Here is a 13,593-nt window from a genome sequence, read left to right as displayed (position 1 = left end):
CTACTGTATATAATATGTTGTTTACGCTTTCGGTGCTTTACCGCGCAAGGCATTCACGAGAAGTGATATGACAAGAAAGGCGACAAATACAAAAAATAATATCTGTGCAATTCCTGTTGCTGCCCCAGCGATGCCTCCGAAACCAAAAACTGCTGCAATAATGGCGATAATAAAAAATGTGATTGCCCAACCTAACATGACTTATTCCCTCTTGTTGCTTCCGTTACGATCCCAATAGCTGTCGCCATTGGTAAACTTTGTTAAGTAATGTAATGCTATCTTTGTGCCTGATTTTCAAGTCATTGAAATTTATAGGGTATTTTGATTTCAGTTGTTTTTGTTACCGAGTGGATGAGCATATGTAGACAATAGTTACAGGCACATTGCATTTTTTACATTATCGGCGATAGATAGGGGCGTACGAATACGTGTGCAGCATTTATACGGCTAATGTAGCGAATAGATAACCTCCAGCTCTGACTGGGTAGTTGCAATGGAAAGCCCTTTACCCATACCTGTAAAGCGCCGGTGATGACACATAAAAATGCCAATACAGTTAATTCGACAGGTTCGGACAAACAGCGAGTGACGTGCTTATTTCTCTGCTAAAGCTGTTGCTGGCTTTTCGACATATGCTTTAAAAAATGAAACGCCTGTTCTTCAGACATTTCAGCAGGAAGAAAATCCTGCTGTCCCATCTCACTTAGTAGCTTATTAAATTCAGCACTGCTGCTTGCATACCCCATTTTCCACTGGTCAAACGACAGTTTTTCTACATTGCAATAGCTTATTATGGTTACTTCATCGTGACGGGGGTCGTCTGCAATATCAAGATATAGCTCATTGACAACATCACGCTCTCCCTCTAACGCTTGTAAAAAATAACGCCTGTCATAGCAAAGCATACCGCTTACTTCTAAATTAGTGTTGTTTTTACGTGCCGATTCAAGCACCGATTTAAGGTCGGCCAATGACATCTCTCTCGACGCGCGACTAAAATAAAGTAGTTGTACTAACTTCACTTATTTTCTCCTGATGGTTTTGGATTGGCAAATACACAATATGCTGACTATCATCCAACTTTAGCAGAAAAAATTAAATAGTTAATACGTGGTTTACTTATGGACAATCCAATTATTGTTGTATGCACACATGCCAATACAACGCAATTCGTACCTGAAAGCTGGAAGGCCCTTGAGTATGCGAATAGTTTACGCGCTGCAAAAAAGAAAATGCGCCAGGCAAAGCCTGCGTTGGTCTTACTGTGTATTGACTCAGTCGATGATATTGCTCTGTGTCAGTCTGTATCTCAGTACATCCGTGAGGGATTAGCTAATGCAGTGTCACGTATTGCGGTTATTCACTCTGAGTCAGAAAAACTCGATGAAGTGGAATGGCTAGAAGAGTTTCAAGTCAACGCATGCCTGTGTGCTCGCCAAGAAAGAGCCTTGTTTAATCAAAGTGTCTTAAAACGCGAGCTTGATACTTTTGATTACATTGAAAGTACGTATAGGCAGCATAATGCCGAAACAGAAATGTTGATGTGTATATCACAGTTTTCGCGAGCAAATGAAACCACGAAAGAACTGCTAGGTACCTTTTCTCAATCGCTCGCGAAACTCTGTCATGCTGCATACAGCTGTGAAATCTATATAAGTAATGATGACTATCGCGCTTCAGCCGCAACAGACACTCCAAGCAACATGATTGATGCGTTTGACAGTCTGCTCACGGGTAAATCACTACCAAATTTTTTACTAAAAACTATCGATGAGCAGCAACCCCAAATTGATCTCTTGCACGCAACTTCGGGGATTGATGCAATACTAAAACAGTCATCAGTGGTTATTGGCAGCTATTTGGCATTTCCTATTGTGGTGTATAAGCGCGTATTGTGCCTTTTGTTCTTTCTCATTCCTGAAAGTGACATGTCCCGTGTCTCGATGAGACAAATCAATATTATTAATAAGGCGTCTGAGCAATTGACTATTTTGCTCGAGCGTAGGAAAGCGGAGTACAGCTTAAAGAATCAGTATAAGCGGTTGCAAAATGCACTTCTTGAACTGAAAAGCACGAAAGAAAAATTAGAGAGCAAAGAAAAGCTAGCCAGTATTGGGCGCATGGCCGCCGGTATTGCCCACGAAATAAATAATCCACTATCGTTTGTTATAAGCAATTTTTCATCAATGGACAAATACTTACAAAGTATCATGACCTTACAATCAATGCAGTCGGAATTGCTCACCTGCATTGATATACAGCAAAGCCAAGAAGCTCAAAAGTTGAAAGAATCACTCACCTCTTTTAAGCAAAAAGAGGGTATTGAATTCGTTCTTGAAGACATTCGTGCCATTGTTACCGACTCTTTCAATGGGCTTCAACGTGTAGAGAGCATTATTGCGGATTTACGATCGTTTACTGATATTAAAACGAGCGAAGATGACACGTGTGATATTCAAAAGGTGCTAAATGAATCGTTAAAAATGTACAAATATGATGAGAAAAGCACCGTTAATATTCGCTTTGATACACCATCACTTGCTCCTATACCGTTCAACACAGGGGCCATCGAGCAAGTGATAAATAATGTAGTAAAAAATGCCATTCAAGCGTTTGAGGGCACAAATATTGAAGAGCCCACTGTTACCGTTAATGCTTTCAATGAATCGGACTACTTTCACTTAATTGTGAGTGATAACGGACCGGGCATTGATGAGGAGACGAAGGCGAAAATGTATGATCCTTTCTTTACGACTAAACCAATAGGGCAGGGCGTAGGTTTAGGCTTATCTGTAACGCTAAATATTGTGCAAAAATTGGGAGGGAGCCTATCGTGCACAACTGAACTAGGAAGGTCTACTGAGTTTAAAATCAGTCTGCCATTAAACAGGTAATCGGTTTAGCTAGATGTATTCGTCTTGCGTTTTGCCCAAATAGCCAGTATTGCAGGGCCTATATACATTGCAACACCGTACACCCCTGGTGCAATTGCATAGTCAGGCGCTTCTAAAAAAGTGATACAGATCAACATGGCAAGAGCCGCGTTTTGAACACCTATCTCGATGGATAAGGTGAGTGAGTCTTTAAACGAAACTGACGATATTTTCGCTAATAGTAAGCCCATTAATACAGACAACAGGTTGAGTGTAAGACACACTAGAAATGCGCTTTCAAATGAAGTCGCTAAGTTATCGCGCTCTGACACCAGTACGCCTACAATCATTGCCAGCATAAAATACATGGAGAATTGACGAAAAAAAGTTTCCGCCTTTGTCGCAAAGCTTGTAAAGAAACGTCGAATGATCATCCCTATCACTACAGGTAAGATAGACACGCCAATAAGTCCCAATACGGTTTCAATCACTGAGAACGCAGGCGCATTTTCTTTTACAAAGTAATCGATAGCGAACTGAATAATGAAAGGCGTGGTAAAAACACAGGCAATAGTGGAGATGGCCGTTAAACTCACAGACAGCGCCAGATTAGCTTTCGCAATATGACTGATTAAGTTACTCGTTGTTCCCCCAGGGCATGCTGCCAAAATCATAATACCCACAGCAATATAGGGCGGCAGTTCAAACACGAGACAAATAGCAAAAGTGAGTAGGGGCAACAATACTATTTGACCCAAGAAACCGGTCAAAATAGCTTTAGGCGCTCTAAGTAACCGTCCAAAGTCGGAAATGGTTAGTGTTAAGCCCATACCGAACATCACAAACGCCAACGCTAGAGGTAGTAATACCTCAGTAAGTACAGATGCCTGCACGCATACGCCCCTTAAAACAGAAATTTATTATAATAATGTCGCTAGTTTACTCTGTTTAACAATAGATAGAAGTGATGACCCATTATTAAGATTGATTAATTCTATGAATGATAAAGCGGGCAAAACTCATGTCGGACGCTTTAATGAAAATTGTCCAAAGGCGGTCATGAAAATTGCCGAGAGCGTTAATAAAGAATAACGAGTGCTCTGTCATTGAAGCTATAAAATCAAATAGCCCAAAATTCATTGAAAAATTTCAGCTCGTACTATTTAAAAAGACCAGAGCGGTAAAGCGCTCTGGTCTTGATTGTTCAGGAGCTTTGCTGGCTATTTTTATTAAAACACGCTAATTGCCAAGCTCTATTCGCGATACCGTATCTGCCAAGCGCTATTCGCATTACCTTATTTGCCAAGCTCTACTCACAAGGCTAATTTGAAAAGCCCATATACAGAAGCGGTCTAGGCAGGTTAGCTGGCAGAGGGGTTGTAAGGTAACGACGATTGGTGAGCAACAATACGTAAGTTTCCATCACTGTCTTTGACATAAGCGAAGGTATATTCCACTTTAGTTTCACCGCCATTGGTATCTGTGAAAAAGTAATTGCCCATGGCAACTGCCATTCTGCAGCTATTGTTGATAATGCCTACATTATCAAATTTCACGTTGGTATAGGGTTTTATTGCAAAGCCCTTATCCTCTTCGTAGGCATCGTTACCGCCTACAAAATACGAAAGAGCGGCGTCAAAACTTGAGCGAAACTGATCATCGGCTGCCAACGTTGGTTTAAACAATACACTACTTAGATCGTACCCATACATATCTTGGATAAAATCAGCAGCTTCATCAGAATAGTTGCCGCTATTAGTAAACACTGAGCCGATTCTAACAATGCCGTTTCCCCACATTTTTTGCGCAGCGATGACCTCTCTTTCCGTAATGCAGGTGTTTGAATACAGTAACGAGTTGTCTAGTGCTTCTGCAGTAAGCGAAGCCTTTGCTTGCGCGCCACTTTTGGTAGATTGCGTATCGGCTACAGCACTGCATGCGGACACTAACAGGATTGAGGTGATAGCAGCGGTAATTTTTGAGCGAGTTGCTTTTACATTTTTCATAGCATACATCCTAAATTTAATAACAATAATTTTGCTAGAAGCATGTGCAATATCTAACTCATTGCAATGCGATAACTAAAGGATATACACAACGAATGACGTGTACTTTTTCAGAGGATTAAAAACTGATTAACGCAGGGTTAATCTTAAACGCGTTCAGTGAAGGGGAGGCATCCGATGCGCTGAAACCTGACTAACAATGCATCGAATGTATTCTTTTAAGGCTACGTCTTAGTAACCTTTGTTTTCTTCATCAAGTGGCGTTGCAAGGAGTTCAGATACCGAAAATGCGTTTGCACCTAAACTCTGCTCGTCATTCGACATTGAGGTAACGATTGAAAAGTATATGTCTTTCATTGCCGTTTTTTCAATATCACTTGGATTGGGCACAGTAGACGGTTGCGCAACATCTGAACAGCCTGACATGGTGCACTGTTTATCTGACGGAAAAACCACGGGCTCATCGTTGCTCATGATAACCTCGCGAGCAAGAACACGCTTTTTAGTGATGTTGGTTTTTGTTACTGCCACATAGCCGAAGTTATTTTGTTTTGCAATTTCTGCGGCTCGACGCAGCGCGTACTGCTGCACTTTATCAGCAGGTGTTCTATCCGATGCCTTAAATAAAATACGGTATTCACCATTGCCAAGCTTTTCGCTTGAATAGCCGTAGCTTTGTTCGGAATTAGCCGACTTATAAAGCGTTGGCGTGGCAACAGGTACTGACGAACAGCCTGACAGTAAAGCGGTGACTGCAATGCCCACGCCTAAGAGTAGGTGAGTGGGTCTCGATTTTACGTGGCTGCTTTTTAGAGCGTTTTTTTCCAACTTACGGCGCATTTACTACTTCCTTTCGTCACACAATTATAATTTAAACAGCGATAGCAAAGCAGTTCTGCCTATCGTTATGAGTGCAGTTTTACGGTTGCTCTTCACTTTTGGTTTTGAATCGGACATACCTTTATAGGCACCTAACCCTACAACACCTAGCAATATTTCTGGTTTACCCACCAAGTACCGGCACTGTTGCTTTGCTGTTTTTTCGGCAAGGTGAGCATGATGACGCTGCGCATAAAAATCCCGTTCCTTTTGTGCGATGTCAGTCATGTTATTCTTCAACAAAAAATTATTTAACAATGCGTCTACCATTTTGGATGTCCTTTAAACTATAGCGTAATTCTTGCTAGATGTTAGGTTAGGTGTTGGGTTAGATTCTGGTTTAGGTATTGGGTTATATCGGATTAGATGTTGTTGTTAAAAAGCGTGCTTAGAGAGAACGCTTAAATAATGCGATTAGCCGTTCAAAGCTAACGAAGTGCAACGATTTTTTCGCAATTCGGTAAAACAACACGCTGAGCCCAAGGTTAAAACACAACAAAATACCTGCGATAAGGATAATACTGATACCGAATGCGTATAATGCGCCGCCAATCGCTACATTTACTAGCAGCCAGCACACCATACTAACAACAAAAGCGACAAGGGCTGCAAAAACTGAAATAAACAGCGACTTTTTGATGAGCATTATTTCGCTATTTAGCACGCTTAAATAGGCCGCACCCTGTTTAGTCCGCTGTTTCGCCGCATTTTTAAGTGCGTCAATAACCGCTTCATAGGATGGATCAGGGTAGGGAATTTGTTCATCGTTTAACGTTTTTTTGTCTTTGGAGGAAGCGTCGTGATATCCAGTACTAACGCTGCCATCAGCGTTAACCGCTATCACAGCATTGTCTACGCCAATGAAATAGAGCGCCTGCTCCGATGGTGGAGTCAGGCAAAACGGATTTTCAGCGCTCATTGTAAAATGAGCGCTATGAAAATCAGGTATTGTTGCCATTATTACTTCTTACGGAATAATGAAGTAACTAGCATGCCCGCTGCAAATGCAAGCCCGGCTGTTGCCACTGGGTTTTCAACGGCATAGTTACGCACAGAAGATGCCTGCCATTTTTGTTCAGCGAGACGTTTACGCTCTGACATATTCTCAGCCGATGACGTAGCGGTACGACGAATATTTTCTTCAGCAACACTCGCGTTATCTGCAAGCTTGTCTACAGACTGATGGAGCGACTCTTTCAGTTGATCCGTAACTGGGTGACCTTGCTCATTAGAAGTATTTGCTTTTGTCGATGTATTTTTAGCTGTTTGTGTAGCCATAGTATTCTCCTTGATTTTACTAAATGCATCTTTCCCTATTAGTAAAGCAATGGCTGTACCATTGTTGTATTTTACTCAAGTGATTGATTTTGCTTGATAAAAATTAAGCCGTTGCTAGCGCTGTGGAGGGTGGAAGGAAGAATGCACACGGTATCGTGAGCACCCTGTAATTATTTCTCGGTCAAGCTTTAAGCATTGGAAATTTTGAAACTGAAAGGGGAGCTTAAATTATCACGCTCTCTAAGTCGTCTTTGGTGACTGGTTTAAGAAGTGAGCTATCGATACCAATCGACAGCATTGTATTCTTGTCTGCTTGATGGCCACTGACAATAGTAAGTTTGCAATCGCTTTGCTGACTTTTTAACATCTTTGCTAGTTCATAGCCATCATAGTCAGGCAATGTTAAGTCCATAAGGACATGGTCAAATCGATGCTCGTTAATAGCTTCTAAAGCGTCATTTCCACACAGGCTTTTTACAACATCGCACCCTAGATGCGTTAGAAATAATTGCAGTAACTCCGCCGCATCTTCGTCATCTTCAACGACTAATATCTTCTTTTTACTTGTTTTTGGCGCGTCGGCTTCAACTACAGAACCTTTTATTTCATTCGTTTGTTGAATGGGTGAGGAGGGGGAATGGGCTTTCATTATATCAGGAATGTCTACGTTACTGTCGTGATGGCGAGGCAATCCCGCCTCGGGAGCAAAAGGTTTTGTGGTAGGCATTCCAGAGACTTGAGCTTCAACATTGGAGAATGTAACAGGGTTGTCAGCAGGTAAGTAAAGCGATAGCAAGCTAGCCAATGCAAACCTATCGATGGGCTTGCCGATGACATCATTAAAACCTTCGCGTATTAGCGACTCTTTAAGCCCTTTTCGACTCGCTGCGGTAACTGCAATAACAGGGAGGTTTTTACCGTGTCGTCTTATGGCATGAAGCGCTTCAATACCATTCATTACGGGCATATGAATGTCCATCAGTACCAAGTTAAAAGGAGCATTTTGCTCGTCAGCTTGCAGTACTGCTTCAAGGGCCTTAACCCCATTTTCCGCATAGCTTATATCGGCTTTGGATTGACTCACTAAGTGACCAGTAAGACGCCTTATTTCTCTAAGGTCGTCCACAATGAGCACTTTTCCAGTCAACTGTAAATTCAAGTTTGCTGGCTCAACAACAGAGAGTTGCCCTAGGGTGAGCTCTTCAAGTGACTGTGCGCTTATGTCTCCGGGGTTGATATAGAAGCTAAAGCTACTGCCTTCTCCCATGCGAGAAGTTACCGAGATATCACCATCAAGTTTACACACCAACTCTTTACAAATTGCCAATCCTAACCCAGCACCACCATGGTTGGTGCGCATCACATCTTCAATTTGCTCGAAGGGGTGGAAGATATTCTCAAGCTTATCTGGCGCCATGCCGATGCCGGTATCGTCCACAGTAAATCTCAACACGCTATGAGCCTGCTCAGCTTGATTCTCTGTATCTGACGTTTCAACTTCGATTGTGAGTGTAATGGTACCGCTATCTGTAAATTTCACCGCATTAGTTATTAAATTAAGCAAAATTTGGCGAAGACGAGTAGGGTCTGTCTGAATAAACTCAGGCATCTTGGTCTTAGCAACCACATTGAGGCTCAGCCCTTTGTCTTTCGCATTCAACTGCATTAAGGAATGTATATCGGTGAGAAATGACGCTAAGTTGACTCGCTTTACATTCAACTCTAGTTTGTCTGCCATGATGCGAGACATGTCGAGTAAGTCGTTGAGCAGGCTCAAGAGGTGTTTACCATTAGAGTGAATAATTGATAACTCTTGCTGAAACGGACTATTTCTCGCGTCGTCAATCAATAGCTCTGTGTAGCCTAGTATTGAGGTGAGTGGCGTTCTTAATTCGTGACCCAAATGGGCAAGGAATTTATCTTTTGCTTTGTTCTTTTGCTCTACTTTATTGCGTTCTATCCGCTCGTTTTCAATGTCTCTACGAACGAGAGCATAGCGAATAGTGCGCATAAAGCGGGGTGATTCAATTTCAGACTTTTGTAAGTAATCTGCGGCGCCCGCGCGCATCACCATTTCATCAACCATGGCGTCGGATTGTCCGGTTAATATAACAACGGGTACGTTAAATTGATTTGCTTTTAAGATACTTAACACATCGAGCGCATTTTCTGCGCCCAATAAAAAGTCGAGTAAGCACAAATCGAAAGAGCGTTCTTTCAGCGCTTCTAACGCAGCATCGCTGTCAGTTACCCACGTCAGTTCGAATTGTGTAGACTCACACCGTTCTAGATAGTCAGAGGTAAGGAAGTAGTCATCTTCATCATCCTCAATCAATAGAATTTTTATTACCTCTGTCATCTAGTACTCCGCTACTCGTGTGGTAGTTCTACGAATTCAATCCAATAGCGACCAAGTGCTCGCATTAGGTCAACCAAACCCTCAAAATTCACTGGCTTGGTAATATACGAGGCACAACCTAAGTCGTACCCACGCAACATGTCTTCCTCTTCTTTCGAGGTGGTTAAGATAACCACGGGTATACTGCGAAGTTTGGGGTCGTTCTTTAACTCTTGAAGCGCCTCGCGGCCATCTTTACGAGGCATATTCAAATCGAGCAAAATGAGACTTGGGCGCGGATACTTTTCTGCATCGGCGTACTTGCCTTCATGGCGCAAGAATTCAAGAAGCTCTACGCCGTCTTCAACACAGAAAAGAGTGTTCAACACACGGGATTCTTTAAGTGCATCAACGGTGAGTAAACGATCATCCTCGTCGTCATCTGCCATTAAAATATTAATTGATTGGGCTTGTTTACGCATCATGCGAAGACTCTCCATTTTCGTTATCTGAGCCAAAAGGCTCGCTGTCTAGGGGTAAAATAATATCGAACTTAGCGCCCTTGCCAGGTTCACTGGTGGCGGCTATGGTTCCGTTATGTCTTTCTACAATCCGTCGGCACACTGCAAGTCCAATCCCTGTGCCCTTATATTCACTTCTACCGTGCAATCGCTGAAATGGGGCAAATATTTTTTCGGCAAAAGACTGTTCAAAGCCAATACCATTGTCAGTAACGGTAATTTTAATCCACTGATACTCATCAGACTTCAGTAATGTGCCTTGCTCTTCACTTGTAAGGTCTTGACACTCTATGTTGATTATCGGCGCGACATCCACTGGCTGAAACTTAAGCGCGTTGGAAATAAGGTTTAAAAATAACTGTTCAAGCTGAGATTTATCACCGCGCATTCTTGGCATGTCTGCCACGTTAATTTGAGCAGATTTTTCTTCAATTGCTATTTCAAGGTCGCCCAAAACACCTGAGAAAATGGTGTTGAGCTCTACATCCGTAAATTCTTTACCGCGGGTGGAAACTCGAGAGAATGACAGCAAGTCTGAAATGAGCATGGACATACGCTCAGCCGCGTTAAGCATTCTCGCAAGAAAGTCTCTACCTCGCTCATCGATAACATCGCCATAACCTGACTCTATTCGATTGCCGAAAGCGCGAATTTTTCGCAACGGCTCTTGAAGGTCGTGAGAGGCCACAAAAGCGAAGTCTTCTAACTCTCTGTTGCTACGCGCTAGTTCGTCAGAATATACGCTTAGTTCTTGAGTGCGGGCTGCTATCTTGGCTTCTAGCTCTTCGTTGATCCCTTCAAGCTCAGATTGATGCTTTTCGTTCTCTCTTGCATTAACTTTCAACAGCAAGAAGATGGTGACAATAAGAAGTAGGGTAGTGGCTGATGAAATAATTAACGTATTGACAGAGTCGCGACGCAGTTTCATCAAGCTAGCCAAGTGAGTGCCTTGGATGTCTCGTTCTGAACTGTCTACTTCCTCAAAAACACCCTCAAACTGATTGTACAAACGCAAACCGCGATCAGAACGCAAAAGGTCGATGGCCTGGGCGCGCTGGTCTGAACGAGCTAGCTCTACAATCTCGACCATGCTATTGATTTTTTGTTTGGTTAAAACAAGCAATTCACTTATTCGATCATTTTGTTCAGGGGTGTCTGAGGCAAACGCGCTGACCTCAACTTCTTCAGCTACAGATGAAAACGTATTAAGCGTTTCGGTGTACTCCATCAAATAGGCTTCATCACCGGTGAGTAAATAGCCTCTTTGCCCTGATTCTGCACGAAGTAACACAACATGAAGTTTGTTGACGGCGCTGATAATACGATTTGTACTGAATAATTTTGCTTCAAGTGCAGATAAATCGTCCAATGTGTCCACAACGTAGAAAGAGTTAGCGGTGATAATCCCCATTACCATGACTACCATCAATATCCAGCTATAAACAGACGACAAAATTTTGTTAATCATCACTACTATCCGAATTTGATGCACTCATCTGTGTTGTCATTTCAGCGAGGGTGTTACTGCAATCCTTTGCGCTAGCAATTATCTTATCGAGTGCTTCAGCAGCTTTTTGCGCAGGTATATCACCATTTAAGGCCATTTTGACTAATTCAGCCTGCATGGAAATACGGTTAAGTGGTTTACGAGCGTCATGTACAAAAACGCTTATTTTAGAAAATTCATCGTCGGTCATTACGTTTTGCCCTGTTACTGCTCGTCTTTACTTAAATCGCCGTAGGCATGCAGTCGGTTGTAAAGTGTTTTGGTGCTAATACCTAGCATTTCAGCTGCCATTGTCTTATTGCCATTTACTTTTTCAAGCGTGGCGTAGATAAGCTCTTTTTCTACATCCTCAATAGTTCGACCTGCTTGCAAAGAGGGGGTTGTGCTTTGCTTTTGCGCAAACGGAGATTCAATAGTTTTTGGCAGCTCCAATACATTACTTTCTGGATCGCTCATTATTGCCGCGCGGTGAACAAAGTGGCGAAGCTCTCGCACGTTGCCCGGCCAATCGTAGGCCTGCAGAGTATCAAGCTGTGTGTCATCCCACTTAAATTTGGCATTATTGTCTTTGTTAAACTCTTCAATGAAGGTTTTTGCAAGAAGAGCAATATCTTCTTTTCTTTCGCGAAGCGGTGGAATAGTAATGGGAAATACGGCTAGTCTGAAGTAGATGTCTTCTCGCAACACCTTGCTTTGCGCAATCTCTTCCATGGTTCTGTTAGTGGCTGATACAACGCGACAATTGACGGGAATAGTTTTGGTACCCCCAACGCGTATCACCACTTTGTTTTCTAAAACACGCAGTAAATTAGGCTGCATATCGATTGGCATTTCGGTAATTTCATCTAAAAACAGCGTGCCGCTCTCTGCTTGTTCAAATACACCTTCTTTACGACCTACAGCGCCAGTAAAAGCGCCTTTCTCGTGGCCAAATAGCTCACTGGCAATTAACTCTTTAGAAAATGCACCACAGTTAGTTGCCACGTAGGCACCCTCACTGTCAGATGCTTTGTGAATTGCCGCAGCGACCACTTCTTTACCCACACCACTTTCACCTAGCAGCATGACGTTTGCACTGGTTTTACTCACTCGCGATATTAGCTTGTAAAGATCTTTCATTGCCGGCGATTCACCGATAAGAAGGTCGAAGTGCTTTTCGATTTTTGCTTTTTTCGGTGCGGCTTTTTCTGATTTTTTCGTTAATACCGCTTCTATGTCTTCTCGCTGAATCGGTTTAACAAGATAGTCAATATTTGGTCCGCACAATCCTTTAATAACGCTTTTTACTGATGGGTGACCAGTGATTAGTGTTACTCGAGGGCGCTTATCCAATGAGTCTAACTCGTCGAATAAATGCGCTCCGCTTCCGTCCGGCAGCATGAAGTCAAGTAAGATATGGTCGAACGTTTCTTTTTCTAGCCAGTTTCTTGCTTCTTGAAGCGTAGCCGCCGTAAGCACTTCGTGCCCCAAAAACTCAATAATGGTACAAGCTACTTCTGTAAATTCAGCGTCGTCGTCGACAAGTAATACGGTAAGCACGTGAGATTCCCTCTTTATCTATTCCATAGGTGTGAAAACTGGAACAATATCAATTATATAATTTCGCATTAAGACAAAAGTCTACCATTAAGTATGGAAGAATTGACCTCTGCATTGTAATTTTATTTAATGCCCTAAAATGTGAACATAAAACACGCAACGGTATTTCCGTCATCTTATAACCTTTACCCGAAGGCATGTTGGTGTTTTGGCTCGGTTTTTATTCTTTATGTCACAAGCACTATTCTGGAGGGGGATTCTGCAAAAATCATTCCCTTTACAGTGGTTTTACTTGTGACCTTTTTAACCTGTTTTTGTAGGTGCGGTAGCAAGAAATGTATAAGAGCGGTTATGAGTGGTGTAATCGCAAGCATACAAATAAAGGACCAATATAGGGCGAAGAGCATATAGGCAAGGGCGTTTGTGGAACGTCCAAACGCGTTTTAGATAGGCAAAATGGCACAACTCGTCGCGCGTGTTGCGCATTGTATGGCTAGCTATTATCTACTTATAGCCTAATTATTATCTGAAGATCGACGATTTGTGAGCTCATTACTAACAAAGCATGCCTATTGAAACAGGCAATACAGCTGCTGAGAAAAATGTTTCTCACTAATAGCGTGACAATATTACTCGGTGGTTTGAAAATATT

The 13,593-nt window shown here is 42.4% G+C and carries 14 protein-coding genes; 1 reads left to right on the top strand and 13 read right to left on the bottom strand.

Annotated features, from left to right (window positions below):
• Window positions 1-21 precede the first annotated feature (21 nt).
• Together O9X84_RS13820 and O9X84_RS13815 are read right to left on the bottom strand one after the other, a co-directional pair.
• Entirely contained in the window at window positions 22-198 is a 177-nt protein-coding gene (locus O9X84_RS13820) for a DUF1328 domain-containing protein (RefSeq protein WP_032096636.1), read from the bottom strand.
• A gap of 407 nt (window positions 199-605) precedes the next feature.
• A complete protein-coding gene (locus O9X84_RS13815) occupies window positions 606-1,022 on the bottom strand; it encodes a BLUF domain-containing protein (protein ID WP_269520298.1) in 417 nt (138 codons plus the stop codon).
• Between the two features lie 99 nt (window positions 1,023-1,121).
• Between O9X84_RS13815 and O9X84_RS13810 the strand changes: the two genes are divergently transcribed.
• Window positions 1,122-2,894, top strand: a complete 1,773-nt coding sequence (locus O9X84_RS13810; protein ID WP_269520297.1) for a sensor histidine kinase — start codon at window positions 1,122-1,124, stop codon at window positions 2,892-2,894.
• A gap of 5 nt (window positions 2,895-2,899) precedes the next feature.
• Here the strand turns inward: O9X84_RS13810 and O9X84_RS13805 are convergent, their stop codons facing one another.
• From O9X84_RS13805 to O9X84_RS13755, 11 genes are all read right to left on the bottom strand, one after another.
• On the bottom strand, window positions 2,900-3,766 hold the full coding sequence (locus O9X84_RS13805) for a bile acid:sodium symporter family protein (protein WP_269520296.1): 867 nt from the start codon (window positions 3,764-3,766) through the stop codon (window positions 2,900-2,902).
• Between the two features lie 468 nt (window positions 3,767-4,234).
• Window positions 4,235-4,879, bottom strand: coding sequence for a phosphoribosyl-AMP cyclohydrolase (locus O9X84_RS13800; protein WP_269520295.1), 645 nt, complete (start codon window positions 4,877-4,879; stop codon window positions 4,235-4,237).
• A gap of 231 nt (window positions 4,880-5,110) precedes the next feature.
• A complete protein-coding gene (locus O9X84_RS13795) occupies window positions 5,111-5,719 on the bottom strand; it encodes a CC0125/CC1285 family lipoprotein (protein WP_269520294.1) in 609 nt (202 codons plus the stop codon).
• Between the two features lie 24 nt (window positions 5,720-5,743).
• On the bottom strand, window positions 5,744-5,986 hold the full coding sequence (locus O9X84_RS13790; protein ID WP_269520293.1) for a hypothetical protein: 243 nt from the start codon (window positions 5,984-5,986) through the stop codon (window positions 5,744-5,746).
• A gap of 160 nt (window positions 5,987-6,146) precedes the next feature.
• Window positions 6,147-6,716 (bottom strand): hypothetical protein, encoded by a 570-nt coding sequence (locus O9X84_RS13785; RefSeq protein WP_269520292.1) that lies wholly within the window; start codon window positions 6,714-6,716, stop codon window positions 6,147-6,149.
• Between the two features lie 2 nt (window positions 6,717-6,718).
• Window positions 6,719-7,036, bottom strand: coding sequence for a hypothetical protein (locus O9X84_RS13780; RefSeq protein ID WP_032096629.1), 318 nt, complete (start codon window positions 7,034-7,036; stop codon window positions 6,719-6,721).
• A 223-nt stretch (window positions 7,037-7,259) separates the two neighbouring features.
• A complete protein-coding gene (locus O9X84_RS13775; protein ID WP_269520291.1) occupies window positions 7,260-9,395 on the bottom strand; it encodes a response regulator in 2,136 nt (711 codons plus the stop codon).
• A gap of 11 nt (window positions 9,396-9,406) precedes the next feature.
• Window positions 9,407-9,859, bottom strand: coding sequence for a response regulator (locus tag O9X84_RS13770; RefSeq protein WP_032096627.1), 453 nt, complete (start codon window positions 9,857-9,859; stop codon window positions 9,407-9,409).
• Complete coding sequence (locus O9X84_RS13765) at window positions 9,849-11,363, bottom strand: sensor histidine kinase (protein WP_269520290.1); 1,515 nt, start codon at window positions 11,361-11,363, stop codon at window positions 9,849-9,851. The genes O9X84_RS13770 and O9X84_RS13765 overlap by 11 nt, the downstream gene beginning before the upstream one ends.
• A complete protein-coding gene (locus tag O9X84_RS13760; protein WP_269520289.1) occupies window positions 11,356-11,592 on the bottom strand; it encodes a hypothetical protein in 237 nt (78 codons plus the stop codon). Before O9X84_RS13760 ends, O9X84_RS13765 begins: the two co-directional genes overlap by 8 nt.
• Window positions 11,593-11,606: 14 nt before the next feature.
• Window positions 11,607-12,941, bottom strand: coding sequence for a sigma-54-dependent transcriptional regulator (locus O9X84_RS13755; protein ID WP_269520288.1), 1,335 nt, complete (start codon window positions 12,939-12,941; stop codon window positions 11,607-11,609).
• Window positions 12,942-13,593 lie beyond the last annotated feature (652 nt).

The organism is Alteromonas sp. BMJM2 (assembly GCF_027257845.1).
Classification (GTDB): domain Bacteria; phylum Pseudomonadota; class Gammaproteobacteria; order Enterobacterales; family Alteromonadaceae; genus Alteromonas.
The sequence above is the reverse complement of the archived record's forward strand: the minus strand, read 5'-3'. Positions and strand labels throughout refer to the sequence as shown.

Excerpts from the sequence above, each read along its gene's own strand:
- O9X84_RS13770 (WP_032096627.1), bottom strand. The coding sequence starts at position 9,859 with ATGATGCGTAAACAAGCCCAATCAATTAATATTTTAATGGCAGATGAC.
- O9X84_RS13810 (WP_269520297.1), top strand. The coding sequence starts at position 1,122 with ATGGACAATCCAATTATTGTTGTATGCACACATGCCAATACAACGCAA.
- O9X84_RS13785 (WP_269520292.1), bottom strand. The coding sequence starts at position 6,716 with ATGGCAACAATACCTGATTTTCATAGCGCTCATTTTACAATGAGCGCT.
- O9X84_RS13775 (WP_269520291.1), bottom strand. The coding sequence starts at position 9,395 with ATGACAGAGGTAATAAAAATTCTATTGATTGAGGATGATGAAGATGAC.
- O9X84_RS13800 (WP_269520295.1), bottom strand. The coding sequence starts at position 4,879 with ATGAAAAATGTAAAAGCAACTCGCTCAAAAATTACCGCTGCTATCACC.
- O9X84_RS13765 (WP_269520290.1), bottom strand. The coding sequence starts at position 11,363 with ATGATTAACAAAATTTTGTCGTCTGTTTATAGCTGGATATTGATGGTA.
- O9X84_RS13760 (WP_269520289.1), bottom strand. The coding sequence starts at position 11,592 with ATGACCGACGATGAATTTTCTAAAATAAGCGTTTTTGTACATGACGCT.
- O9X84_RS13790 (WP_269520293.1), bottom strand. The coding sequence starts at position 5,986 with ATGACTGACATCGCACAAAAGGAACGGGATTTTTATGCGCAGCGTCAT.
- O9X84_RS13820 (WP_032096636.1), bottom strand. The coding sequence starts at position 198 with ATGTTAGGTTGGGCAATCACATTTTTTATTATCGCCATTATTGCAGCA.
- O9X84_RS13795 (WP_269520294.1), bottom strand. The coding sequence starts at position 5,719 with ATGCGCCGTAAGTTGGAAAAAAACGCTCTAAAAAGCAGCCACGTAAAA.
- O9X84_RS13780 (WP_032096629.1), bottom strand. The coding sequence starts at position 7,036 with ATGGCTACACAAACAGCTAAAAATACATCGACAAAAGCAAATACTTCT.